Annotated in this window: 23 protein-coding genes; 14 read left to right on the forward strand and 9 right to left on the reverse strand. The window is 68.7% G+C overall.

What is annotated here, in order from left to right:
* Window positions 1-19 precede the first annotated feature (19 nt).
* From SY84_RS08960 to SY84_RS15890, 6 genes are all read right to left on the reverse strand, one after another.
* The gene (locus SY84_RS08960; RefSeq protein WP_046843733.1) at window positions 20-550 is read right to left on the reverse strand and encodes a dihydrofolate reductase; all 531 of its coding nucleotides are present in this window, start codon (window positions 548-550) and stop codon (window positions 20-22) included.
* The gene (locus tag SY84_RS08965; RefSeq protein WP_046843734.1) at window positions 534-968 is read right to left on the reverse strand and encodes a deaminase; all 435 of its coding nucleotides are present in this window, start codon (window positions 966-968) and stop codon (window positions 534-536) included. The genes SY84_RS08960 and SY84_RS08965 overlap by 17 nt, the downstream gene beginning before the upstream one ends.
* Complete coding sequence (locus SY84_RS08970; RefSeq protein WP_046843735.1) at window positions 965-1,387, reverse strand: HIT family protein; 423 nt, start codon at window positions 1,385-1,387, stop codon at window positions 965-967. The genes SY84_RS08965 and SY84_RS08970 overlap by 4 nt, the downstream gene beginning before the upstream one ends.
* Window positions 1,384-2,178, reverse strand: a complete 795-nt coding sequence (locus tag SY84_RS08975) for a thymidylate synthase (RefSeq protein ID WP_046843736.1) — start codon at window positions 2,176-2,178, stop codon at window positions 1,384-1,386. The genes SY84_RS08970 and SY84_RS08975 overlap by 4 nt, the downstream gene beginning before the upstream one ends.
* Before the next feature lie 70 nt (window positions 2,179-2,248).
* Entirely contained in the window at window positions 2,249-2,425 is a 177-nt protein-coding gene (locus tag SY84_RS16515; protein WP_157882938.1) for a hypothetical protein, read from the reverse strand.
* Window positions 2,426-2,697: 272 nt separating this feature from the next.
* Window positions 2,698-3,165 carry a hypothetical protein gene (locus SY84_RS15890; RefSeq protein WP_052751093.1) on the reverse strand — a complete coding sequence of 156 codons (468 nt, stop codon included), beginning with the start codon at window positions 3,163-3,165 and terminating at the stop codon, window positions 2,698-2,700.
* Window positions 3,166-3,362: 197 nt separating this feature from the next.
* On the opposite strand from SY84_RS15890, the gene SY84_RS15895 reads away from it, so the two are divergent.
* From SY84_RS15895 to dprA, 6 genes are all read left to right on the forward strand, one after another.
* Complete coding sequence (locus SY84_RS15895; protein WP_052751094.1) at window positions 3,363-4,460, forward strand: GGDEF domain-containing protein; 1,098 nt, start codon at window positions 3,363-3,365, stop codon at window positions 4,458-4,460.
* 29 nt (window positions 4,461-4,489) lie between these two features.
* Entirely contained in the window at window positions 4,490-5,884 is a 1,395-nt protein-coding gene (gene fumC / locus SY84_RS08990; RefSeq protein ID WP_046843737.1) for a class II fumarate hydratase, read from the forward strand.
* A 254-nt stretch (window positions 5,885-6,138) separates the two neighbouring features.
* Window positions 6,139-6,549: a hypothetical protein gene (locus SY84_RS08995; RefSeq protein ID WP_046843738.1), complete on the forward strand. Its 411-nt coding sequence runs from the start codon at window positions 6,139-6,141 to the stop codon at window positions 6,547-6,549.
* Between the two features lie 129 nt (window positions 6,550-6,678).
* Window positions 6,679-7,338, forward strand: coding sequence for a response regulator transcription factor (locus SY84_RS09000; RefSeq protein WP_046843739.1), 660 nt, complete (start codon window positions 6,679-6,681; stop codon window positions 7,336-7,338).
* Window positions 7,338-8,780 (forward strand): sensor histidine kinase, encoded by a 1,443-nt coding sequence (locus tag SY84_RS09005; protein ID WP_046843740.1) that lies wholly within the window; start codon window positions 7,338-7,340, stop codon window positions 8,778-8,780. The genes SY84_RS09000 and SY84_RS09005 overlap by 1 nt, the downstream gene beginning before the upstream one ends.
* Before the next feature lie 37 nt (window positions 8,781-8,817).
* Window positions 8,818-9,915 (forward strand): DNA-processing protein DprA, encoded by a 1,098-nt coding sequence (dprA, locus tag SY84_RS09010; RefSeq protein WP_245621302.1) that lies wholly within the window; start codon window positions 8,818-8,820, stop codon window positions 9,913-9,915.
* An 8-nt stretch (window positions 9,916-9,923) separates the two neighbouring features.
* Here the strand turns inward: dprA and SY84_RS09015 are convergent, their stop codons facing one another.
* Window positions 9,924-10,211 (reverse strand): hypothetical protein, encoded by a 288-nt coding sequence (locus SY84_RS09015; protein WP_046843741.1) that lies wholly within the window; start codon window positions 10,209-10,211, stop codon window positions 9,924-9,926.
* A gap of 18 nt (window positions 10,212-10,229) precedes the next feature.
* On the opposite strand from SY84_RS09015, the gene SY84_RS09020 reads away from it, so the two are divergent.
* The 5 genes from SY84_RS09020 to pyk all read left to right on the forward strand — a co-directional run bounded on the left by SY84_RS09020 (window position 10,230) and on the right by pyk (window position 17,047).
* On the forward strand, window positions 10,230-11,189 hold the full coding sequence (locus tag SY84_RS09020; protein WP_046843742.1) for an NAD-dependent epimerase/dehydratase family protein: 960 nt from the start codon (window positions 10,230-10,232) through the stop codon (window positions 11,187-11,189).
* A gap of 111 nt (window positions 11,190-11,300) precedes the next feature.
* Window positions 11,301-12,674 (forward strand): chromosomal replication initiator protein DnaA, encoded by a 1,374-nt coding sequence (dnaA, locus tag SY84_RS09025; RefSeq protein ID WP_046845081.1) that lies wholly within the window; start codon window positions 11,301-11,303, stop codon window positions 12,672-12,674.
* Between the two features lie 360 nt (window positions 12,675-13,034).
* A complete protein-coding gene (gene dnaN / locus SY84_RS09030; RefSeq protein WP_046843743.1) occupies window positions 13,035-14,117 on the forward strand; it encodes a DNA polymerase III subunit beta in 1,083 nt (360 codons plus the stop codon).
* A 130-nt stretch (window positions 14,118-14,247) separates the two neighbouring features.
* On the forward strand, window positions 14,248-15,534 hold the full coding sequence (gene eno, locus SY84_RS09035) for a phosphopyruvate hydratase (protein WP_368667979.1): 1,287 nt from the start codon (window positions 14,248-14,250) through the stop codon (window positions 15,532-15,534).
* A 70-nt stretch (window positions 15,535-15,604) separates the two neighbouring features.
* The gene (gene pyk, locus SY84_RS09040; protein ID WP_046843744.1) at window positions 15,605-17,047 is read left to right on the forward strand and encodes a pyruvate kinase; all 1,443 of its coding nucleotides are present in this window, start codon (window positions 15,605-15,607) and stop codon (window positions 17,045-17,047) included.
* Between the two features lie 258 nt (window positions 17,048-17,305).
* Here pyk and tyrS read toward each other — a convergent pair whose 3' ends face one another.
* Window positions 17,306-18,559, reverse strand: coding sequence for a tyrosine--tRNA ligase (gene tyrS, locus SY84_RS09045; RefSeq protein ID WP_046845083.1), 1,254 nt, complete (start codon window positions 18,557-18,559; stop codon window positions 17,306-17,308).
* A 177-nt stretch (window positions 18,560-18,736) separates the two neighbouring features.
* Here tyrS and SY84_RS09050 point away from each other — a divergent pair, with 177 nt between their 5' ends.
* Genes SY84_RS09050 through SY84_RS09060 form a run of 3 tightly spaced genes read left to right on the forward strand, consistent with a single transcriptional unit; the run spans window position 18,737 to window position 20,547 of the window.
* Complete coding sequence (locus SY84_RS09050) at window positions 18,737-19,306, forward strand: MOSC domain-containing protein (RefSeq protein ID WP_046843745.1); 570 nt, start codon at window positions 18,737-18,739, stop codon at window positions 19,304-19,306.
* Window positions 19,307-19,328: 22 nt separating this feature from the next.
* Window positions 19,329-19,883 (forward strand): YqhA family protein, encoded by a 555-nt coding sequence (locus tag SY84_RS09055; RefSeq protein WP_046843746.1) that lies wholly within the window; start codon window positions 19,329-19,331, stop codon window positions 19,881-19,883.
* Window positions 19,870-20,547, forward strand: coding sequence for a tRNA (adenine(22)-N(1))-methyltransferase TrmK (locus tag SY84_RS09060; protein WP_046843747.1), 678 nt, complete (start codon window positions 19,870-19,872; stop codon window positions 20,545-20,547). The genes SY84_RS09055 and SY84_RS09060 overlap by 14 nt, the downstream gene beginning before the upstream one ends.
* A gap of 665 nt (window positions 20,548-21,212) precedes the next feature.
* On the opposite strand, the gene rny is transcribed toward SY84_RS09060, so the two are convergent.
* The gene (rny, locus tag SY84_RS09065) at window positions 21,213-22,940 is read right to left on the reverse strand and encodes a ribonuclease Y (RefSeq protein ID WP_245621303.1); all 1,728 of its coding nucleotides are present in this window, start codon (window positions 22,938-22,940) and stop codon (window positions 21,213-21,215) included.
* Window positions 22,941-23,023 lie beyond the last annotated feature (83 nt).

Genomic DNA, 23,023 nt, shown 5'->3' on the forward strand with positions numbered 1-23,023 from the left:
GCAAGGCACGGTGACGGGATCAGGCGCGGCGGGTCAGGGTGCGGAACGTGAGGTCAAAGGGGTTCGCGTCGTCCGCCGCGCGCGTCGTCTCCCGCGTGACGACCCACCCGTCCCCCAGGTCCGGCATGACCGTATCCCCATCCAGCTGCGCGTGAATCAACGTGAGTTCCACCCGCGTCAGCTGCGGCAGATACAGGGCGTAGATCTCGGCCCCGCCGATGATCGCCACTTCCGGCACGTCCCCGGCCAGCGCCAGCGCCTCCTGCGGGGAATGCGCCACCTGCGCGCCCGGCGCGCTGAACGCCGCATTCCGGGTCAGGACGATATTCGCCCGGCCCGGCAGTGGCCGACCACCCAGCGAATCCCACACCTTGCGGCCCATGACGTTCGGCTTCCCGCGACTGTGCGACCGGAAGTGCGCCAGATCCGCCGGGAGGTGCCACGGCATCCCCCCATCCCGCCCAATCACGCCGTTCTCCGTGACTGCCACGATACCGACCAGTTCAGGCCCCACCCGTTCAGCCTCGCCCAGTTCAGGGGGCCGGGACATGCCGCACCTCGATCCCCGCGTCCCGCAGGATCTGCTCCCCGCTCGGCAGGCCCGACTCCACCCGGTTCGTCTCCCGGTACGCCGTCTCGAAGATCACGCGCCCCACCCGCCGTGAATTCACGATCAGGCGCGCACACGCCGCGCACGGCTCGTGCGTCACGTACAGCGTGTGGCCCTCACCGTTCCAGTTCGCGGCCAGCAGGGCGTTCACCTCCGCGTGAATGAACCCACTGTGCCCCTGCGACAGGCTCTCGCGTTCATTCGGTTCACCCGCCGCGCGCCCGTTGTACCCCACGCCCACCACCCGGTGGTGCCGGTCCAGGATGCACGCCCCCACCCGCACCTTGCTGTCCGCGCTGCGCGTCGCCCACAGCCGGGCAGTGGCCAAGCCCAGCTCATCGAAGGTCGGACGGGTCATGCGGGCTCCAGGGCGCGGCGCAGCCCCGCAGCCACCTCGTCCAGTTCCGCGCGGGTGGGGGACAGGGCGTCCACAGCGACACTCACGCCGTCCTCCGCATGCCGGGGGAAGACGTGCAGGTGCGCGTGAAACACGTCCTGCCCGGCTGCCGCGCCGTTCGCCATCCAGAGGTTGAATCCCTCACCCCGCACCTCGCTGCTCTGGATGGCCCGCGCGACCTCCTGCGCCAGTGCGGTCATGGCGGCGGCCTCCTCGGGGGTCAGGTCGGTGAAGGTCACCGCGTGCCGCCGGGGCACGACCAGCGTGTGCCCACGCGTGAACGCCCCGATGTCCAGAAACGCGACGGCCAGTTCGTTCCCTGCAACCATGCTGGCGGGCGCGTCCCCCGCCACGATCTGGCAGAAGATGCAGCCGCTCACACGGCCACCGGGGCCCTGATTCCGGGGTGCGGGTCGTAGCCTTCCAGGCGGAAATCCTCGTACCTGAACTCGAAGATGTCCTTGACGTCAGGGTTGAGGTGCATGACCGGCAGTGAACGCGGCTCCCGCGCCAGTTGCCGTTCCACCTGCTCCATGTGGTTGCTGTACAGGTGCACGTCCCCGCCCGTCCAGATGAACTCACCGGGTTCCAGCCCGCACACCTGCGCGACCATCAGGGTCAGCAGGGCGTAGGACGCGATGTTGAACGGGACGCCTAGAAACAGGTCGGCCGAGCGCTGGTACAGCTGGCAGCTGAGGCGACCGTCCGCGACGTAGAACTGGAACATCGCGTGGCAGGGCGGCAGGGCCATGTCGTCAATCTGCGCGACGTTCCAGGCGTTGACGATCAGGCGGCGGCTGTCCGGCGTGCGTTTGATCTGCTCGATGACCTGCGTGATCTGGTCGATGCTCCCGCCGTCGGGGGTGGGCCAGCTGCGCCACTGTACGCCGTACACGGGGCCAAGCTCGCCGTCCGGGGCGGCCCATTCGTCCCAGATGCTCACGCCGCGTTCCTGAAGCCAGCGGACGTTGCTCTCTCCGCGCAGGAACCACAGGAGCTCGTAGATCACGCTTTTCAGGTGGACTTTCTTGGTGGTGACCAGTGGGAAGCCGTCCCGGAGGTCGAAGCGCAGCTGCGCGCCGAATACCGAGCGGGTGCCGGTGCCGGTCCGGTCGGTCTTGTCGGTGCCGTGCTCCAGCACGTGGCGCATCAGGTCGAGGTACTGCTTCATCAACAGCAGTGTAGAACGCCTGGGGCGGCACCCTCTCGCATCCGAGAAAGTGCCGCCCTGAACGGAAAAATTACAGTTTCAGAAGGTAGGTCAGCAGCGCAGTGAATGCCGCGAGAGCGGTGAGCTGACGTGCCGAACCGGAGAGGAACGCGAAGACCTGAGCGAAGGGGAGTTTCACGCCGAGTGCGTGCAGCAACAGCATGAAGGCGAGCAGGCCGAAGAGGGCCAGGGAAGAGGAGTCGGTCATGGGTACGTGTATCTCCATGCCCATTCAATCGGCGCAGGCAGGCTTAGATTGCGTGGGCAATAGCGAGGAAATGCGCTCCCGTCGGAAGGAGTGCAGATCACAGAAACGTTGTTGTGGACGTTGTCGACGGCTGACTTTCAGAGGTGGCCGTCTTCTTCTTTTCGGAATGTCTTGCGCCCTTGATGCGCAGAGTGAGGCGTAGTGCCCGCGCCTGAACAAAGTATAGAACGGCACTCCCTTTCAGCCAGGAGTGCCGCTGCGCGTTGCTGGGGTTACTTTTTCTGGAGGACGTCGATGGCGTAGTAGCAGGGGTCGTTGTCGCAGGCGGCCATGGCGACCTCGATGGTGTAGTCGGCGGTTTTGGTGACTTTCACGGTGACGGCGGGGACATCGTCGTCTTCCTCGTCGGTGGCGACGAGGTTGCCTTTGGCGTCGTAGACGTTGATGTCGAGGTCGCTGCAGTCGTCGTCGCATACGCCGTAGATGAGGTATTCGCGGCCGGCGGTGAGGGTGTAGACGAGTTCGCTGTCGGTGTCGCCTTCGTCGAGGGCGTTGACGTCGAGCATGTCGGCGTTGACGGTCTTGTAGCCCTTGCCGAGGTAGTAGGTGGTGCTCTGTTTCAGCTGGGACTGGATGGCCTTCTTGGCGGCGGCGATGGCGGCGCTGTCGCTCTGGGCGTGGGCGGTGGGGGTGACGGGCAGGGTGAGGAGCAGGGTGGCGAGGATGACGCGGGGATTCATAGGGTCTCCTTGGGTGCAGCTGGGCGGTGTTCCGGCCCGTGGCTGTCCGGCCTGTGTCCGGCTGGAGTGTGCCCGGTGGGTGTGTGGCCGGGCGGGTCCAGTCAGGGTAGCTGGCCTGACGGTCAGCTGTTGCCTCAGGTGAGCGGCGCCCCGGACTGGGGGTGCGCCGGGGCGGGGGCGGCGCGGTAGGCTGGTTCATGTCGCCGTCCTCGCACCGCGCTGGCGGGCCGTCCACGTGGCGGCCCCCGGAGGAACTGCGGCGGACGCTGTACCTCCTGGCGATTGCGTTGGGGCTGGTGGTGGTCCTGATCCTGAACATCCTGGCCCTGCGTGCGGGGGGCATGAACCTGTACGTGCAGGTGGTGCTGCCGGTCACGATGATCCCGGCGCTGTTCAGTCTGGGCTGGTTGCTGCGGGGCGGGCCGCTGGACGTGCCGGAGCGGCTGATGTTCTTCACGGTGAATGTGCAGGTGTTGTCACAGGCGCTGCTGGAGGAACTGCGGCGGGTCAAGCCGGGGGGTGAGACGGACCTGCTGTACTGGTCCGTGGTGGTGAATGTCATGCTGGCGTATCTGATCTTCCCGAACCGCGTGGCAGCCGGGTACAGCGCAGCGCTGTTCGTGTTCAGTGCCGGGGTGCCGTGGCTGGGGGTGGCGCTGCGGGGTGGGGAGGTGTCGCCGGACCTGCCACGGCTTCAGCTGACGGTGGGGATCGTGCTGCTGTTCGTGCATGCACTGTCGTGGTACCGGGGGCAGTTCGAATCGCAACGCAGTGCTGTGCGGCTCATGGAGCAGCTGGCCTACACGGATCTGCTCACGAACCTGCCGAACCGGCGGGGCATGTACCCGGCGGTAGAGGCGCTGATCGCGTCGGGCGGCGCGGCGATGCTGCTGGACCTGGATCACTTCAAGCGCGTGAACGACGAGTACGGGCATCAGGTGGGGGACGAGGTGCTGGCGTGGGCGGCGCGGGTGCTGGAGGCGCAGCTGCCGCCCGGCGGCCGGGTGGGGCGCTGGGGCGGCGAGGAGTTCCTGATGACCCTGCCAGGTCTGGACGGGCCGGGCGCGGCGGCGCGGGCGGAGGCGGTGTGCGCCGCGTTCCGCACGCAGGCGGTGGCGGGGGTGGGGGTGGTGACGATCAGTGCGGGGGTGACGCTGGCGCGCCCCGGGGATACGCTTCCGGCACTGGTGGCCCGCGCTGACGAGTACCTGTACGCCGCCAAGCACGCGGGGCGGGACGGGTGGCGGGGGCGGGTCGAGCGGACAGAGGCGCTCCCGGCGTTCCCGGACGTGTGACACCCGGCGGCGTTTAGACTTGCCGCTGTATGACGACCTACCGCAAAGAGTCGGACACGATGGGCACCCTGGACGTGGATGCCAGCCGTTACTGGGGCGCGCAGACCGAGCGCAGCATCCATAACTTTCCGATCGGGCGCGACACGTTCGTGTGGGGCCGCCCCGTGATCCGCGCGCTGGGCATCCTGAAGAAGGGCGCGGCGCAGGCGAACGCGGATCTGGGTGAACTGCCGCGTGACGTGGCGGACCTGATCGTGCAGGCGGCGGACGAGGTGATCGCCGGGACGCTCGACGAGCACTTCCCGCTGGTGGTGTTCCAGACGGGGTCGGGCACGCAGAGCAACATGAACGCGAACGAGGTCATCAGCAACCGCGCCATCGAGATCGCGGGCGGCGAGCTGGGCAGCAAGAAGCCGGTGCACCCCAACGATCACGTGAACCGCGGCCAGAGCAGCAACGACACCTTCCCGACCGCGATGCACATCGCGGTGGTGCTGGAACTGAACGAGCGGCTGTACGGCAGCGTCGGCAAGCTGCGCGACACCCTGCACGCCAAGGCGCAGGAGCACGCGGGGCTGGTGAAGGTGGGGCGCACGCACCTGCAGGACGCCACGCCCATCACGCTGGGTCAGGAGATCGGCGGCTGGGTCGCGCAGCTCGACTACGCGCTCGCCGAGGTGCGGCATGCCGGCGAGGGCCTGCTGGAGCTGGCGATCGGCGGCACGGCGGTGGGCACCGGCCTGAACGCGCACCCGCAGTTCGGTGATCTGGCCGCGAAGAAGTACGCCGAGGAGACCGGCTTCGCGTTCCGCAGCGCGGAGAACAAGTTCGCGGCCCTGAGCGCGCACGACGCCCTGGTGCAGACCAGCGCGGCGCTGCGGACCCTGGCGGGCGCGCTGATGAAGATGGCGAACGACGTGCGCTGGCTCGCCAGCGGGCCCCGCAACGGCATCGGCGAGATCATCATTCCCGAGAACGAGCCCGGCAGTTCCATCATGCCCGGCAAGGTGAACCCCACCCAGTCCGAGGCGATGACGATGGTCGCCACGCGCGTGTTCGGCAACGACGCCACGGTGGCGTTCGCCGGGTCTCAGGGCAACTTCCAGCTGAACGTGTTCAAGCCCGTGATGGTGCACGCCGTGCTGGAGAGCATCCGTCTGATCAGCGACGCCTGCCTCGCGTTCAACGACAACTGCGCGGTCGGCATCGAGCCCGCCTACGAGAAGATCGAGCACAACCTCAGCATCAACCTGATGCAGGTCACTGCGCTGAACAAGCACATCGGGTACGACAAGGCCGCCGCGATCGCCAAGAAGGCCCACAAGGAGGGCAGCAGCCTCAAGGAGGCCGCCCTGAGCCTGGGCTACGTCACCGAGGACGAGTTCGCGCAGTGGGTCGTGCCGCTCGACATGACGCACAGCTGAACCCCGCACCGGCATGCAGAGGGGAGCGCCCAGCCGGGCCGCTCCTCTTTGCTGTGCCGGGGGGTTGCGTGCCGGGGTGCGCCGCCGGGCAGCCGTCAGGAAGACGCAAGAGCGTGCCCCCTACGCTGGGCGTGACCTGGGTGGGCCTTCAGGCCGGCGTCAGGTGCCGTTGTTACGCTGGGCAATCACAGGTTCCGTGTAACCTGAATGTCCGCCCTGCCCCCCGACCCTGACCCCGGAGTTCCCCTGATCCCATGCGCCGCTTCCTGACTGCCCTGCTGACCCTCCTGACCCTGTCCACCCCTGCGGCGGCCCTGCAACTGATCGTGTGGGACCGCGACCTGTCCACCAAACTGGGGGACGGCGAGAGCAGCGGCGGCAAGGTCACGGTGCGGCTGGCCGGGGATTACAGCGGCCCCGTGGTGGTCCTGTTCGCCCAGAGTGACGAGGAACGCGCCCGTAATGCCTTCCCCGGCCTGAAGAGCCGCTACGCGGGCAGTCTCGTGAACGGGCAGCTGAACATCCTGGCCGAGGACCGCGGCGCGGCGCAGTCCATCACGAAGTTCCTCGGCGCGTACAGGGTCACGGCGACCGTGCAGGTCGCCTCGGCGGCCCTGAGCCTGCCGGGCCTGCGCAAGGCGACCCCCCCGGCGCAGAACCGCTGACCGGCACCTGACGGAAGCTGTACGTGGGCCTCAGATATCGCGCAGATTTTATCAAGGTGCCCACGCGGGCGCGGCGGTAGGATCACGTCAACCGTGGCCACTCCCAGTGGTCGCCCTTCAAGGAGAAGCATGCTGGCTCAGATCCTCGTTGTCGAAGACGATCCACACCTCGGCCCACTGCTCAAGGAATACCTGTCGGCCGACTATCAGGTGCATCACGCCGCGACCCTGCGCGACGCGCAGGCGTGGCTGGGCACCCACACCGCGCAGCTCATCCTGCTCGACCTGAACCTCCCGGACGGGGACGGCCTGGATCTGGTGCAGGCGCTGCGGCAGTACTCCTCGACGCCCGTGCTGGTCCTCTCGGCGCGCAGCGGCGTGCAGGAGCGCGTGGCGGGCCTGAACGCCGGGGCGGACGACTACCTGACCAAACCGTTCGCGATGCCGGAACTCGACGCGCGCATCTCGGCGCTGCTGCGCCGCACGGCTGCCGGGACCGGCGTGAACCTGGGCAACACCAGCCTGTCCACCAGCAGCCTGCTGCTGACCGTGAACGACAAGAACATCAACCTCACCGAGCACGAGGCCCGCATCCTGGAACTCATGATGCGCACGCCCGAGCGGGTGTTCTCGCGGGCGGACATCGAGTCGCACCTGTACGGCTGGGAAACCCCGAACAGCAACAGCGTCGAGGTCCGGATCTCGCAGTTGCGCAAGAAGCTGGAGCAGGCGGGCAGTGACCTGCGCATCCGCACGATCCGCAACGTCGGGTACGTGCTGCAGGCCTGATGACCCCTGAGGCGCGGCCCGTCACGACCCCGGCCGGGGCGCGGCGGGCCGCGCTGCTCACGCCCGGCGCGGGCCTGTACTCGGCGCGGGTGGCGTGGCGGCACAGCCTGCGCTTCCGGCTGGCGCTGACCTACAGCGCCCTGAGCGCCGCGCTGCTGATGCTGATCACGCTGGGCGTCGTGTCGCTGCTGCTGTCGCGCATGGAGCAGCAGTTCGTGGACCGCCTGAACGACCGCGCCGACACGCTGGCCGAGGCCTTCACGAACCTGGGCGGCGGCTTCGGGCAGTCGGCGACGGGTCCCAGTGCGTACACGCTCGTGGTGGACCCGGACGGCCAGGTCATTGCGGCCAGTCCGGCCCTGCGGGAGTTCCAGAACTCCCCGTACCCGTTCGGGACGCTGTCGCGCGTGCCGGTGCAGGGCACGACGGTACGCGCCGTGAAACGCAAGGCGGGGGATTTCGGCACGCTGTGGGTGGGCCTGCCCGAGGACGACCTGATCGCCGCGCGGCAGAGTGCCCTGAGTGCGCTGCTGCTGGCACTGGTCACCGCGCCGCTGATCCTGCTGCTGACCGGCTGGTGGGTGGGGCGCCGCGCCCTGGCGGGCCTGGAGAACGCTGCGAATCTGGCGGACCGGCTGGACCCGGCGGTCAGCCTCGCCCCGCTGCCCCTCCCGGCCCGCGAGGACGAGGTGCAGCGCCTGCTCGTGGCGATCAACAGTCTGCTGGGCCGCATCGAGGCGCAGCAGGCGCGTGAGAAGCAGCTGCTGGGCCAGATCGTGCATGAACTGGGCGCGCCCCTGACCGTCCTGAAGGCCAGCCTGAGCCGCGCCGAGGCCCGCCTGGCCGATCCGGAGGTGGCCCGCGCGGCGCTGGTCGCGGACGAACTGACCTTCACCACGCAGGACCTGATGCAGCTCGCGCGTGGGCAGCTGGAACTGAAGCTGGCGTGGCATTACATCCCGGCGGGGACGCTGCGCGACCGGCTGGACCGCCTGGTGCCGGGCACGACCTTCACCGGTGACTGGGGTACCGGGATCCTGTGCGACCCGGACCGGCTGACGCAGGCGCTGCGCAACCTCCTGGCGAACGGGCGGCGGCATGCGGGCGCCGACGGCACCGTCACGCTGGACCTGCGCGAGACGCCGGAGCAGCTGTGTTTCCGGGTGCGGGACTCCGGCCCCGGCCTGCCGCCGGAGCTGGGCGAGCAGATCTTCGAGCCGTTCGTGAGCGGCGCGGGCAGCAGCGGCCTGGGTCTGAGCGTGGCGCGGCAGATCGCGCGGATGCACGGCGGGGACCTGAGCGGCACGAACCACCCGGACGGCGGGGCGCTGTTCACCCTGACGCTGCCCGGCGCGGCGCTGGGTGACGACGGGGACGATCTGGACGACGCGGACGTGCTGGACGAACCGCCCCTCACCCCGGTCGGGGGCACGGGCATCTGAGACAGGCAAGGACGGGCCGGTTCCCTATGCTGACCGGGTGACCAGCCCGCTGTTCGACTCGCCGGCCCCCGTCCCCCCCGACGAGCGGCGCGCCCTGCTGGCCCTGCGCTTCTGTGCCCAGCTTGGTCCCCGCCGCATCGAGGCCCTCCGGGGGCACTTCGGGTCGGCGGTGGCCGCGTGGCAGGCCCCGCTGCGGGAGCTGCGCGAGGTGCCGGGCCTGGACGCCCGCGCCGCGCAGGCCGTCGGGGCCCCGGAGGCCCTGATCCGCGCCGATCAGGAACTCGCCCGGGTGGCGCAGGAGGACGTGACGCTGCTGCTGCGCGGCCTGCCCGGGTACCCGGCGGCGCTGGACGCGCTGGGCGACCCGCCGCCCGCCCTGTGGGTGCGCGGCCCGCTGCCGGATCTGCCGACCGTGCCGCGCGCCATCGGGATCGTGGGGACCCGCGCGGCCAGCCCGCACGCGCAGGCGTTTACGCGGATGCTCGCCGCGGACCTCGCGCGGGCCGGGGTGATCGTCGTGAGCGGACTGGCGCGTGGCATCGACACCGCCGCGCACGGGGCGGCGGTCGAGGCGGGCGGGGTCAGCATCGGCGTGCTGGGCAGCGCCGTGAACCGCGTGTACCCCAGCGAGAACACCCGGCTGGCCGCGCAGCTCACGCTGGTCAGCGAGTACCCGCTGGACACCGGCCCCGCGCAGCACCACTTCCCGACCCGCAACCGCCTGATCGCCGCGCTGAGTGCCGGGACGGTCGTCGTGGAAGGGGAACGCAAGTCCGGGTCGCTGATCACCGCCACGCACGCCCTGGAATGCGGCCGGACGGTGTTCGCCGTGCCGGGCCGCGCCGGGGACCCGCGCGCCGCCGGACCGCACGCCCTGATCCGCGACGGCGCGGTGCTCACCGAGGGGGCCGCCGACCTCCTGACCGAACTGGGCTGGGGCAGCGTCCCGGACGCCCCACTGCCGGACCTGCCGCCCGAGCAGGCGCGGGTGCTAGCGGCCCTGACCGGACCGGTCACGCTGGACGACCTCGTGACGGCCACGGGCCTGCCACTGCCGGACGTGCAGACGGCGCTCGTCATGCTGAACCTGCTGGGCATCGCCGAGGAGGTCGGGGGCCGCTGGGTGCGGCGCTGACGGCGCGCCTAGGCGTGCTGCGGGCCGAAGTCCTTCTCGACCGTGACGCGCGGCTCACCGCTGATCGTCACGCCCTCCTGCGCGGGGTCGCTCAGCTGTGCCATCAGCAGCGCGAGACCCACCGCGAGCGTGCCCCCGTCTCCCGCCACGTCGTGCCCGGACGGGTCGAGGGTCAGGGTCCAGCCGCCGCCGGGCCAGCCCACGTGGGCGTGCAGCGGCTCGCCGCGTTGCAGGGCGGCCAGTTCCAGGTCGTCGATGCGGACGCGGACGCGTCCCGGCGTGAACCTCACCTTCATGGGTGACAGGATAGGCGCATGGACATCCTGGTTCTGGGCGGCACGCAGTTCGTGGGTCGGCACATCGTCCTGGCGTTCCTGGCCTCGGGGCACCGCGTGAGCATCCTGACGCGCGGCCGCACACCCGACGACTTACCCGCAGAGGTGGAGCGGCTGCGCGGTGACCGGGGCGAGGCGGGGGGCCTGGACGCCCTCGCAGGCCGGTCCTGGGACGCCTGCGTGGATGTCAGCGGGTACCTGCCGCAGGCGGTGCAGGCCAGCGTGGACGCCCTGCGGGAGCGGGTGGGGCGGTACGTGCTGATCAGCACGGTCAGCGTGTACGCCGAGCCGGACCGGCACCCGGTGCGCGAGGACGACCCGCTGCTGCCACCCGCCCCGGCCGGGACGACCGACGTGACGGGCGAGACGTACGGGCCGCTGAAGGTCGCGTGCGAGCACGTGGTGCAGGCGGCGTTTGGGGCGCGGGCGACCATCCTGCGGCCGCAGATCGTGGCGGGGCCCTTCGATCACACCGCCCGCTACCCGTACTGGGTGGACCGGGCGAGCGGGGGAGGGGAGACACTGCTGCCCGGTGACGGGCTGGATCACGTGCAGGTGATCGACGCGCGGGACCTGGCGCGCTTCACGGTGCGGGTTGTGGAGGGCGGGGTGGGCGGCATCTTCAACGTGGCGGGCCCGCGCCTGAGCTGGGGGCAGTTCGCGCGGCTGCTGGGCATCCGGGCGCCGGTGTGGGTGCACGCGGCGGCGCTGCGGGACCTGGGCCTGGGCTTCCGGGAGCTGCCGCTGTTCATCCCGGAGACCGGGGAGCAGGCGGGGCTGATGAATGTCAGTGCGGAGCGGGCGGTGCTGGCCGGGCTGACCCTGACCCCGCCGGAGGTCACGGCGCGGGATACGCGCGCCTGGAGTGAACACGCCGGGCTGACCTATACCCTGACCCCGCAGCGGGAGGCTGAAGCGCTGGCCACCGCGCGCCGCTGAGTCCCGAGAGAGAAACTGCTTCTCTCTCGCCACCTCTCTGAGGCCGGGAGAGAGGGGCGGGCGGTGGTATGCTGGCTCCCGCTCAAGAGTGCCTTAAGGGAGGTGCGCCTTATCTCGCAGGAAATCTGGTCGGACGTGCTGGGGTACGTCCGCAAGAACATTACAGAGGTCGAGTACCACACCTGGTTCGCGCCGGTGAAGAACCTGGGCGTGCAGGACGGCTCGCTGGTGCTGGGCGTCCGCAACTCCTTCGCGCAGGAGTGGTTCCGCAAGAACTACCTGAAACTGCTGGAGGACGCGCTGCGCAGCCTTGGCGCGCAGGATCCGCAGGTGAGCTTCCAGGTGCTGCCCGCCGCGCAGGACGCGCTGCTGCTGCCCAGCGACCCGCCCCCGCCGCCCAGCGTGCCCGCGCCGCGCGCCCCGGCGCCCATCTTCACGGAGAACCGCAAGGTGCTGAACCCGAAATACACCTTCGAGAACTTCGTGGTGGGCCCGAACAACAACCTCGCGCACGCGGCGGCGCTGGCGGTCGCGGAATCGCCCGGCAAGGCGTACAACCCGCTGTTCATCTACGGGGACGTGGGCCTGGGGAAAACCCACCTGATGCACGCGGTCGGGCACTACATGCTCGAACGCTTTCCTGGGAAACGGGTGGAGTACGTGTCGACCGAGTCGTTCACGAACGACCTGATCAACGCGATCCGTGACGACAAGATGACGCAGTTCAGGAACCGCTACCGCTCTGTGGACCTGCTGCTGGTGGACGATATCCAGTTCCTGGCGGGCAAGGAGCGCACGCAGGAGGAGTTCTTCCACACCTTCAACGCGCTGTACGAGAACCACAAGCAGATCATCCTGAGTTCCGACCGCCCGCCGAAAGACATCCAGACGCTGGAGGGCCGCCTGCGCAGCCGCTTCGAGTGGGGTCTGATCACGGACATCCAGTCGCCGGAGTACGAGACGCGCGTGGCGATCCTGAAGATGAACGCGGAGCACAACCGCATCGACATCCCGCAGGAGGTGTTGGAACTCATCGCGCGGCAGGTGACAAGCAACATCCGCGAGCTTGAGGGCGCGTTGATGCGGGTGGTGGCGTTCTCCAGCCTCAACAACGTGCCCTTCAGCCGGGCAGTGGCGGCCAAGGCGTTGAGCAACGTGTTCGCCCCGCAGGAAGTGAAGGTGGAGATGATGGACGTGCTGCGGCAGGTAGCCGCGCAGTTCAACATGCCGCCCGACGTGATCCGCGGTTCCGGGCGCGTGCGTGAGGTGGTGCAGGCGCGGCAGGTGGCGCAGTACCTGATCCGCGAGCTGACCGATCATTCCCTGCCGGAGATCGGGCAGTTCTTCGGACGGGATCACTCGACGGTCATGCACGCGATCAGCAAGGTCTCGGAGCAGATGGGCAAGGACAGTGAGCTGACGGCGGCGGTGGAGTTGTTGCGCCGCCGGATGAAGGGTCAGGAAGACGAAGATTCCGATGCGTAATTCGGCCGACTCATTCTTCTTGTCTCAGAATAAGTTCCATTTTCCGTTCCAAACACCTGTGCAGCATTTCACGAGCTGTGGAAAACCCTGTGGAAAAGCTGTGGATAACCGGGGGTTTCCCTGTGGATAAGTCTGTGGATAACCCGGCCCCCTGAGAGGCTGTGGATAAGTCCCGAAGTTATCCACAGGTTATCCACAGGAAAGTGCCAGTTATCCACAATTTTGTCCACAGCACAGATGTGCACCCAGCGCAATCCGAAGGCACTTATCCACAGTTTCCACAGGACCTATTACTACTACTACTATCTTTTTTTTAGAATAAAGACAGATAAAAGATAGGGACCAGACAGAGAGGCACGCATGAACGTACACGTCACCAAGAAAATCCTCAGTGAAGGCCTGGGCCTTCTGGAACGCGTCATCCCCAGCCGCAGCAGCAACCCCCTGCTGACCGCCCTGAAGGTCGAGGCCAGCGAAGCAGGCCTGACCCTGTCCGGCACCAACCTCGAAATCGACCTGTCCTGCTTCGTACCGGCCGAGGTCAAGGACCCCCGTAACTTCGTGGTGCCCGCCCACCTGTTCGCGCAGATCGTGCGCAACCTGGGCGGCGAACTCGTCGAACTGGAACTCAGCGGCTCGGAACTCTCGGTGCGGGCCGGTGGCTCGGACTTCAAACTCCAGACCGGCGACATCGACGCCTACCCCCCGCTGAGCTTCCCCGCGCAGGCCGACGTGAGCCTCGACGCGACCGAACTGGCCCGCGCGCTCTCCAGCGTCCGCTACGCCGCCAGCAACGAGGCCTTCCAGGCGGTGTTCCGCGGCATCAAGCTCGAGCACCGGCCCGAGGGCGCGCGCGTCGTCGCGTCCGACGGGTACCGCGTGGCGATCCGGGACTTCCCGGCCAGCGGGGATGGCCGCAACCTGATCATCCCGGCGCGCAGCGTGGACGAACTGATCCGCGTGCTCAAGGACGGCGAGGCCCGCTTCACGTACGGCGACGGGCAGCTGAGCGTCACGACCGACCGCGTGCACATGAACCTGAAGCTGCTCGACGGGGACTTCCCGGACTACGAGCGCGTGATTCCCAAGGAGATCCGCCTGCAGGTCACGCTGCCTGCCACGGCCCTGAAGGAGGCCGTGAACCGCGTGGCGGTGCTGGCCGACAAGAACGCGAACAACCGCGTGGAGTTCCTGGTCTCGGAGGGCAAGCTGCGGCTGGCCGCCGAGGGCGACTACGGCCGCGCGCAGGACACGCTGGACGTGGTGCAGGGTGGCAGCGAGCCCGCCATGAGTCTCGCCTTCAACGCCCGGCATGTGCTGGACGCCCTGGGCCCGATCGACGGGGATGCGGAACTGCTGTTCTCGGGCTCGACCAGTCCGGCGATCTTCCGCGCGGCGGGTGGCGGCGGGTACATGGCCGTGATGGTGACCCTGCGCGTCTGAGGCGGCGGGCAGGTGGGGCGCGCGGCCCCACCTGTCTGCACCGGAAGTTGAACCGGGTGCATCTTTCTGCGGGGGCACCCGCTTATAGTGTCTGAAGTACACCTACTCGCCTGCGGGCGACAGGGCCGTGATCCGGGAGGAAACAGGGATGAAGATTCAGAAAGTGATTGCCCGTGAAGTGCTGGACTCGCGCGGGAACCCCACCGTGGAAGCCGAAGTTCACCTCGACAGTGGCCTTCAGGGCCGCGCCATCGTGCCCTCGGGCGCCAGCACCGGCACCCACGAGGCCCTGGAACTCCGCGACGGCGGCAGCCGCTACCTCGGCAAGGGCGTGCAGCAGGCCGTGAAGAACGTCAACGAAGCCCTCGGCCCGGCCGTGGTCGGCCTGGACGCCAGCGAGCAGGCCGCCATCGACGCCGCGCTGATGGCCACCGACGGCACCCCCAACAAGGGCAACCTGGGTGGTAACGCCATCCTGGCCGTCAGCCTCGCTGCGGCCCGCGCCGCCGCCGCGGAGCTGAACATCCCGCTGTACCGCTACCTGGGCGGCAGCAACGCCAAGACCCTCCCGGTCCCGATGATGAACGTCATCAATGGCGGCGCGCACGCCGACAACTCCGTGGACTTCCAGGAATTCATGGTTATGCCCGTCGGGGCGCCCAGCTTCCGCGAGGCGCTGCGCTACGGCGCCGAGACCTTCCACAGCCTCAAGAAGGTCCTGTCGAAGAAGGGCTACAACACCAACGTCGGTGACGAGGGCGGCTTCGCCCCGGACCTCAAGAGCAACGAGGAAGCGCTGGACGTGCTCCTCGAGGCCATCGAGAAGGCCGGTTACGAGCCCGGCAAGGACATCGCCATCGCGCTGGACCCGGCCGTGACCGAGCTGTTCAAGGACGGGAAGTACCACCTCGAATCCGAGGGCCGCGTGCTCAGCACGGGCGAGATGGTGGACTTCTGGGCCGACTGGGCCAGCCGCTACCCGATCGTGAGCATCGAGGACGGCCTGGCCGAGGACGACTGGGACGGCTGGGCGCAGCTGACCGCCAAGATCGGCGACCGCGTGCAGCTGGTCGGCGACGACCTGTTCGTGACGAACCCCGAGCGTCTGCAGCGCGGCATCGACACGAAGGTCGGCAACGCGATCCTGGTGAAGGTGAACCAGATCGGCAGCCTGACCGAGTCCATGGACGCCATCGAACTGGCCAAGCGGCACCACTACGGCACGATCATCAGCCACCGCAGCGGCGAGTCCGAGGACAGCTTCATCGCGGACCTGGCGGTCGCCACGAACGCCGGGCAGATCAAGACCGGTTCGGCCAGCCGTTCGGACCGCATCGCGAAGTACAACCAGCTGCTGCGCATCGAGGACAGTCTCGGTGACCGCGCGGTGTTCCCCGGCCGCAAGGCGCTGCGCTGACCCCGGCGGGCGGGCGGCGGGGGAGACCCTGACCGCCCGCCGCTCTTCCTGCGCTTGGAAAGGATTCCAGATGAAACAGATTGACCGTTCCACCAAGATCGTGGCCACCGTCGGCCCGGCCAGCCGCTCCCCCGAGGTGCTGAGCCGCATGATCGACGCCGGCCTGAACGTCGTGCGCATGAACTTCAGCCACGGTGACCCCGAGGACCACCGCCAGACCGTGCAGATGGTCCGCGAACTGGCCGCCAAGAAGGGCGTGACCATCGGTATCCTTCAGGACCTGCAAGGGCCGAAGATCCGCGTGGCGCGCTTCAAGGACGGCAGCGTGACCCTCGCGCCCGGCGACAAGTTCACGATCACCATGGACGACGTCGAGGGCGACGAGACCCGCGTGGGCACCACCTACAAGGACCTCGTGCGGGACGTGCACCCCGGCATGGCCCTGCTGCTCGACGACGGCAACATGGCCCTGCGCGTCGAGGGCGTGCGCGGCAACGATGTGCTGACCACCGTCGTGATCGGCGGCGTCCTGAAGAACAACAAGGGCATCAACGTGCCCGAGGCCGACCTGAGCGTCCCCGCGCTGTCCGAGAAGGACGTGCAGGACATGGAGTTCGGCGCGGAACTGGGCGTGGACTGGGTGGCGCTGAGCTTCGTGCGTTCCCGCGACGACCTGCTGCTGGCCCGCCACTACATGTCCCGCTTCGGCAGCCGCGCCAAGCTGATGGCGAAGATCGAGAAGCCGCAGGCCGTGGACCGCTTCGAGGACATCCTGAAGGAAGTGGACGGCATCATGGTGGCGCGCGGTGACCTGGGCGTCGAGATGCGCCCCGAGCAGGTGCCGACCATCCAGAAGCGCATCATCCGCATGTGCCGCGAGGCGGGCAAACCCGTGATCACGGCCACGCAGATGCTCGAGAGCATGATCAGCCTGCCGCGCCCCACCCGCGCCGAGGCCTCCGACGTGGCGAACGCCATCTACGACGGCACTGACGCCGTGATGCTGTCCGCCGAGTCGGCTGCCGGGATGTACCCGGTCGAGTCGGTCGCCATGATGGCCCGCATCGCCCGCGAGGCCGAGGGCAGCGAGCACTACAAGATGCTCCAGCGGTCCCTCGTGATCGACACGGAACTGGCGCAGGACGCTATCGCGTCGGCGGCGTGCAGCATCGGCGAGAAGCTGGACTCCCCGGCGATCGTGACGTTCACGAGCACTGGCGGCGCGGCGGGCCGCATCGCCAAGAACCGCCCCCCGCTGGCGATCCTGGCCCTGACGCCCAACGAGCAGACTCGCAACCAGCTGGCGCTCTCCTGGGGTGTCGTGCCGGTCCTGAGCGAGGACCCCCGCAACACGGACGACATGGTCCGCATCGCGAACGAGGAACTGCGCCGCAGCGGTCTGGCAGACGTGGGCGACCGGTACGTCATCACGGCGGGCGTGCCGTTCGGTGTGCGGGGCACGACGAACATGCTGCGCGTCGAGCGTCTGCGTGAGGATCTGCTCCAGCCCTGACCGCGCACCACCTGAACAATCAGGGATTCGTCAGATTTTTATCCACAGGGACGGGCTTTTTCCACACCGACCCTGTGGATAACTGCTGGGTTGTCCACAGGGTTTTGCTGCGCCCAGTGGTCGTCCACAGGCAGGGACAGTTGTCCACAGCGCCCTGTGCATAACTTTCCCCGCCCATACAGACCTGAAGATTGAGTGAAGACCGGCTGCCCGGGGCTCTGGGAGGGCCATGAAGGCCCCATGAAGCCCCTGGGTGGATTAGGACCCCAGCACCAGTCGCGCGAACTTGTCCTTGCCCTTCTGAATGACCACGCCGCCCTCTGCACAGAGCTGCTCGCGGGTCAGGCTGGCCTGCGCGTCCGTCACGACCTCCCCGTTCAGCTTCAGGCCCCGGTTCTGCATCAGCTTGCGGGCCGCGCCGTTACTGGGTTCCAGGCCCGCCAGCACGACCAGTTTCACCAGGCTGATCCGCTCGGGATCGGCACTGTTCGCCAGTTCCGCCGCCGGGACCGTCACGGACGGGATGTTCTCGGGGATGCCACCCCTGGCGACACTGCGGAAGCGGGCCTCGGCGGCGTCCAGGTCCGCGTCGGGATGGAACCACGCCACCACCTCGCGCGCCAGTTCGCGGTGTGCGGCGACCGGATGCCCGGCCAGCAGCTCCTCGATGCGGGGGCGGGGCAGGTCGGTCAGCAGCGTGAAGTAGTTGTCCAGCAGCGGATCGGGGACCTTCATCAGTTTCGCGAACATCTCGTGCGGTTCGTCGGTCAGGCCGATGTAGTTGTCGAGGCTCTTGGACATCTTCTCGGTGCCGTCCAGGCCGACCAGCAGCGGCAGGGTCATCACCACCTGCGACTCCTGCCCGTAATCCCGCTGCAGCGCGCGCCCCACGAGGTTGTTGAACAGCTGATCGGTGCCGCCCAGCTCCACGTCGGCCTCCAGCGCCACGGAGTCGTAACCCTGCGTCAGCGGGTAGAGCAGTTCGTGCACGGCGATGGGCACGCCACCCTCGAAGCGCTTCTTGAAGTCGTCGCGTTCCATGATGCGCGCCACCGTGTAGCGGCTGGCGAGGCGGATCACGTCGGCGTACCCCATGGGTTCCAGCCACTCGCCGTTGAAGCGGACCTCCAGCACCTCGGGTTCCTGACGCAGGATCAGGCGGCACTGCTCCAGGTAGCTCTTGGCGTTCTCGCGGGTCTGCTCCAGCGTCAGCGGCGGGCGGGTCTTGCTCTTGCCGCTGGGGTCGCCGATCATCGCGGTGAAATCCCCGATCAGCATGATCACCTTGTGGCCCAGGTCCTGGAACTGGCGCATCTTGCGCAGGATCACGGCGTGCCCCAGGTGCAGGTCCGGGCGGGTCGGGTCGGCGCCCAGCTTCACGCGCAGCGGCTGGCCCTTGGCGAGTTTGCGGCGCAGGTCGTCCTCGGACACCAGATCCACGACGCCGCGGCGCAGCAGGTCGATCTGTTCGTCCACGGGCAGGTTCCATCGAATGGGGGCGGGTTCTTGCATCTTCACTCCATGGGGGAGCGGCGCATCAGGACTGTCCGGATGCGCCGCTCGGGGGTTGGATTTCAGGCTGTGACTGACCCTGCTCCCACCGGTGGCGGCGGGCAGGGATACGCACGTCGGGTCAGACGCCTCATGCCGCCCAGCATAACAGGCGCCGCCACCCGCTAGCATCGGGCGGTGAAGACCATTCAGGAGTTGCGCGACACCTTCCCCCGGTCCGGCGTGGTCGAGTGGCTGGGCCTGCGCCCCGCGCGCCGCGCGCCCGTGCAGGCAGTCACGGAGGTCGAGGCGCACCCGCTGGTGGGACTCATCGGCGATCACGGGAAACTCGCCCCGCCGCGCCTGACCGCTCTGACCGGCGAGGCTGGGGAGGATGCGCGCCCCGCGAATGCCCCCGCCATTCCCGGCGGCCCCGGGCGGCGGCAGGTGACGCTGATCCAGGCCGAGCACCTGCCCGTGATCGCCGCGCTGGCCGGGCTGGACGAGGCGAGTCCGGAGCAGCTGCGCCGCAACATCGCCGTGCGCGGCATTCCGCTGCTGGCCCTGAAGGACCGCCGGTTTCAGATCGGCGAGGTGATCCTGGAGGGCACCGGCGAGTGCCACCCCTGCTCACGCATGGAGGAGACGCTGGGTGAGGGCGGGTACAACGCCGTGCGCGGGCACGGGGGCCTGACCGCCCGCGTGATCCGGGGCGGTGTGATCCGCGTGGGGGACGAGGTGCGCCCCCTCCCGGGCGCCGTGACCTGAAGGGCCCGCTATGCTGGGCGGCATGCCCAGACGTCCCGCCCCGCCCCTGAGCCGCACGCGGCGCGTCACGCTGGCGGGCGCGTTCGGGTTCACGCGCCTGATCGTGGAACTGGGCGTGCTGAGTTCCTTCGCGTTCAGCCTCGCGCTGTTCGTCGCGGCCATCGCGCAGGCGTACGTGACGATCCGCGCGGCGCTGGGTGACCTGGGCGAGGCGCACACCACCAAGACCCTGATCGTCGCGGCGGTCGAGCAGGCCGACACGCTGCTTGTGGGCGTGGCGCTGCTGATCATCTCGTTCGGGTTGCAGGCGCTGTTCGTGGGCCGCGTGCAGAACGTGCCCCGCTGGCTGCACATCGACTCCTTCGACGACCTGAAGCAGAAACTGATCGGGATCGTGATCGTAGCGCTCAGCGTGAACTTCTTCAGCGTCGCGCTGGAATGGAAGGGCGGGTCCGACATCCTAGTGTACGGCGCAGCTATCGCCGCCGTGATTCTCTCAGTGGGCGCTTATTCCGTGATCCTCTCCCGGCAGGGTCACCGCCCGGACGCGCCCGACGACCAGCATGCCGAACCTTGACGCGCGCCTCCAGGCGGCCCTGCACCTGATCCAGGCGGACGCTCACGCGGATATCGGCAGTGACCACGCGCACCTGCCCATCCGGTTGGCACAGCTGGGCTGCATCACGCGCGGCGTGATCGTCGAGGTCAACCCGGGCCCACTGGAACACGCCCGCGTGAACGTCGCCCGCGCGGGCCTCACGGACCGCCTGGAGGTCCGCGCCGGGAACGGCCTGGCCCCGCTGGCGCCCGGCGAGGTGCAGAGTGCCAGCATGACCGGCATGGGTGCCCAGACCATGCTGGGCATCTTGACCCGCACGCCAGACCGAGTGCCGGACGCGCTGGTGCTGCAACCGAACGACAGCCCGGAACCGCTGCGCCGCTGGGCGCGGGAACGCGGCTACCACGTCGCGGCGGAGGTCCTGGCCCCCGGCTTCTGGCGCTACCCGGTCCTGAGGTTGGAACGTCAGTCCGGCCCCGACCCGGCCTACGTGGCTCTGCCGGAGGCGGCGGCCCTGCGCTACGGCCCGCTGCTGCTGCGCGAGGGCAGCGGGCTGCTGCGTGAACAGGTCGCGGCGGACATCGCCCGCCTGACCCCTCTGGCCGCGCCGGGCCGCGCTGCCGAGCACGACCTGCACGTCGCGCAGAGCGCCGCCGCGTGGCTCTCCGGGAGTGGAAAATAAAAAATCCGCCTTCTTCGGCGGTGATAGGAAAAATATAGCGCGGTATGCAGGCGGCGTCAAGCTTCGCGGGGCGGCCGGAGAAATGCCGTCCTGGAGAGCCTTCTTCAGCGATGCTCTCGCCGTGGTATGCAGTCCCGGTCACTCCCGAAGGAGCTGGTGGCGGCGCACCCGATGACAGGGACACATGGTCGCCGGGAGTCGCGGGGAATCAAAATAAAAAATCCGCCCTTCGCGGACGGTGATAAGAAAAGGATAGCGCGGTATGCAGGACTGGTCAAGTCCTGCGCGCCGCCCGGAAATCTGTCGTGCTGGACGTTCTTCCAGCAGGAGCAGCTGCCGGGGGCTATGCAGTCGGGTTCATCTGCACGGTGCTGATCGCCCCGTCGTCGCCGCCATGCGTCGAACTGGCCGCAGCAGGGGCCTGATCGGCGGGGGAGAGGGCCTCCCGGTGATGGATCGCGTGGGGAGGCTGGGACCAAAACGAAAAATCCGCCCTTCTCGGACGGTGATAAAAATAGGATACCTCGGTATGCAGGATGTGTCAATCCCCGTGTATCGACCTGAAAAAGCTCGTGCTGCACGGGTGATCTCTGACCGTGTTCCCAGCGGTATGCAGCGAAGAGGGCCGGAGCGCATGGCCCCGGCCCTCCTCTTCCCGTCTCTGCTCAGCGGGCGACTTCCACGGCGCGGCTCTCGCGCACCACGGTCACCTGCACCTGACCGGGGTACTCCATGTCCTGCTCGACGCGTCCGGCGATCTCGCGGGCCAGCAGGGTCGCCTGGGCGTCCGTGACCTTGTCCGGCTGCACGATCACGCGCACCTCGCGCCCGGCCTGGATGGCGTACGCCTGCTGCACGCCGGGGAACGACACGGCGATCTGCTCCAGCTGCTCCAGGCGGCGCACGTACGATTCCAGCTCCTCGCGGCGCGCCCCGGGCCGCGCGGCACTGATCGCGTCGGCGGCGGCGACGAGCACGGAGTACAGCGTCTCGCCGTTCTCCGGGTCGTGGTGGTGCGCGATCGCGTCGATGACCTCGGTAGGCTCCCCGAAGCGCTTGGCGAGGTTGATGCCGATCTCGACGTGCGTCCCGTCGATCTCGCGGTCGATGCTCTTGCCGACGTCGTGCATCAGTCCCGCGCGGCGGGCCATCCCGGCGTCCAGGCCCAGTTCCCCGGCCATGATGCCGGTCAGGTGCGCCACCTGAATGGAGTGCTTGAGGACGTTCTGCCCGTAGCTGGTGCGGAAGTACATGCGGCCCAGCAGCTGCACGAGGCCCGGCTTGATGCCCACCACGCCCGCCTCGATGGCGGCCTCCTCGCCCTGGGCGTGCATGAAGGCCTTCATCTCGTCCTGCGCCTTGTGCACCATCTCCTCGATGCGGGTCGGGTGGATGCGGCCATCGGCGACCAGGGCGTCCAGGACGTGCTTGGCGACCTCGCGCCGCACCGGGTTGAAGCTGGAGAGGATCACGGCTTCGGGCGTGTCGTCAATGATCAGGTCCACGCCGGTCAGCGCCTCGAAGGCGCGGATGTTGCGGCCCTCGCGGCCGATCAGTCGGCCCTTCATGGCGTCGTTCGGGATGGGCACCACGGACACGCTCAGGGCCGCGCTGGTCTCGGAGGCGCTGCGCTGGATGGCCTGCGCGATCACGTGCCGCGCCGAGCGTTTCGCGTCGGCACTGGCGCGTTCCTGCATGGCCTTCACGCGGATCGCCTTCTCCTCTTCCAGTTCGGCGTCCAGGCGGGTCAGGATGTCCGCGCGGGCCGCCTCGGGAGACAGTCCCGCAATCTCGAACAGTTTCAGCTCGGCCTGATGCAGGCGCGCGCCGATCGCCTGCTCCTGCTCGGTGAGGTGCCGCGCGCGGTCCTCGAGGCGTTCCTCGAGCGAGTCGAGTTTCTCGCCGCGCGCGTCAAGCTGCTCGGCGCGGCGGTTGAGCCGCTCGATCTCGCGTTTGAGTTCCTCGCGTTCCCGGCGGGTCTCCTGGCGGTCGCTGCCCAGCGCCTCGCGTTCCCGGGCGGCGTCCTGCTTGGCCTGCGCGCGTTCCTGTTCCAGCCCGGCGCGCAGGGCGCTGATCTGGTCACGCTGGCCCTGCAACTGCGTGAGCTGCGTGTCGAACTGCGCGAGTTGCACGTTCAGCTGGGCTTCGCGGTCACTGGCTTCCTTGATTCTGCGGGTGGCGTCCTGCCTGTCCTGATCGGCCTCGGCCCGCGTGGTGCGGGCGTCGGCGTCGGCCTGCGCGCGGATGCGGTCCGCGTCACGCTGGGCTTCCTGTTGCAGGCGGTTGTCGATCTCGGCGCGCTGCCGCGCCCCACGACTCTGCCCCGTCAGGAACCCCCCGACCAGTCCGAGCAGCAGCGCCACGATGATCCCGGTGATCTCTGGGGTCGTCACGGTGCGCTCCTTTGATGGTGTGTTGCATGGGGCGGCGCGCCGGCGTCGGGCACGCGCCCCGGGGTGAGAAACTGAAGGTGAAC

This window comes from Deinococcus soli (ex Cha et al. 2016) (assembly GCF_001007995.1).
GTDB lineage: Bacteria > Deinococcota > Deinococci > Deinococcales > Deinococcaceae > Deinococcus > Deinococcus soli.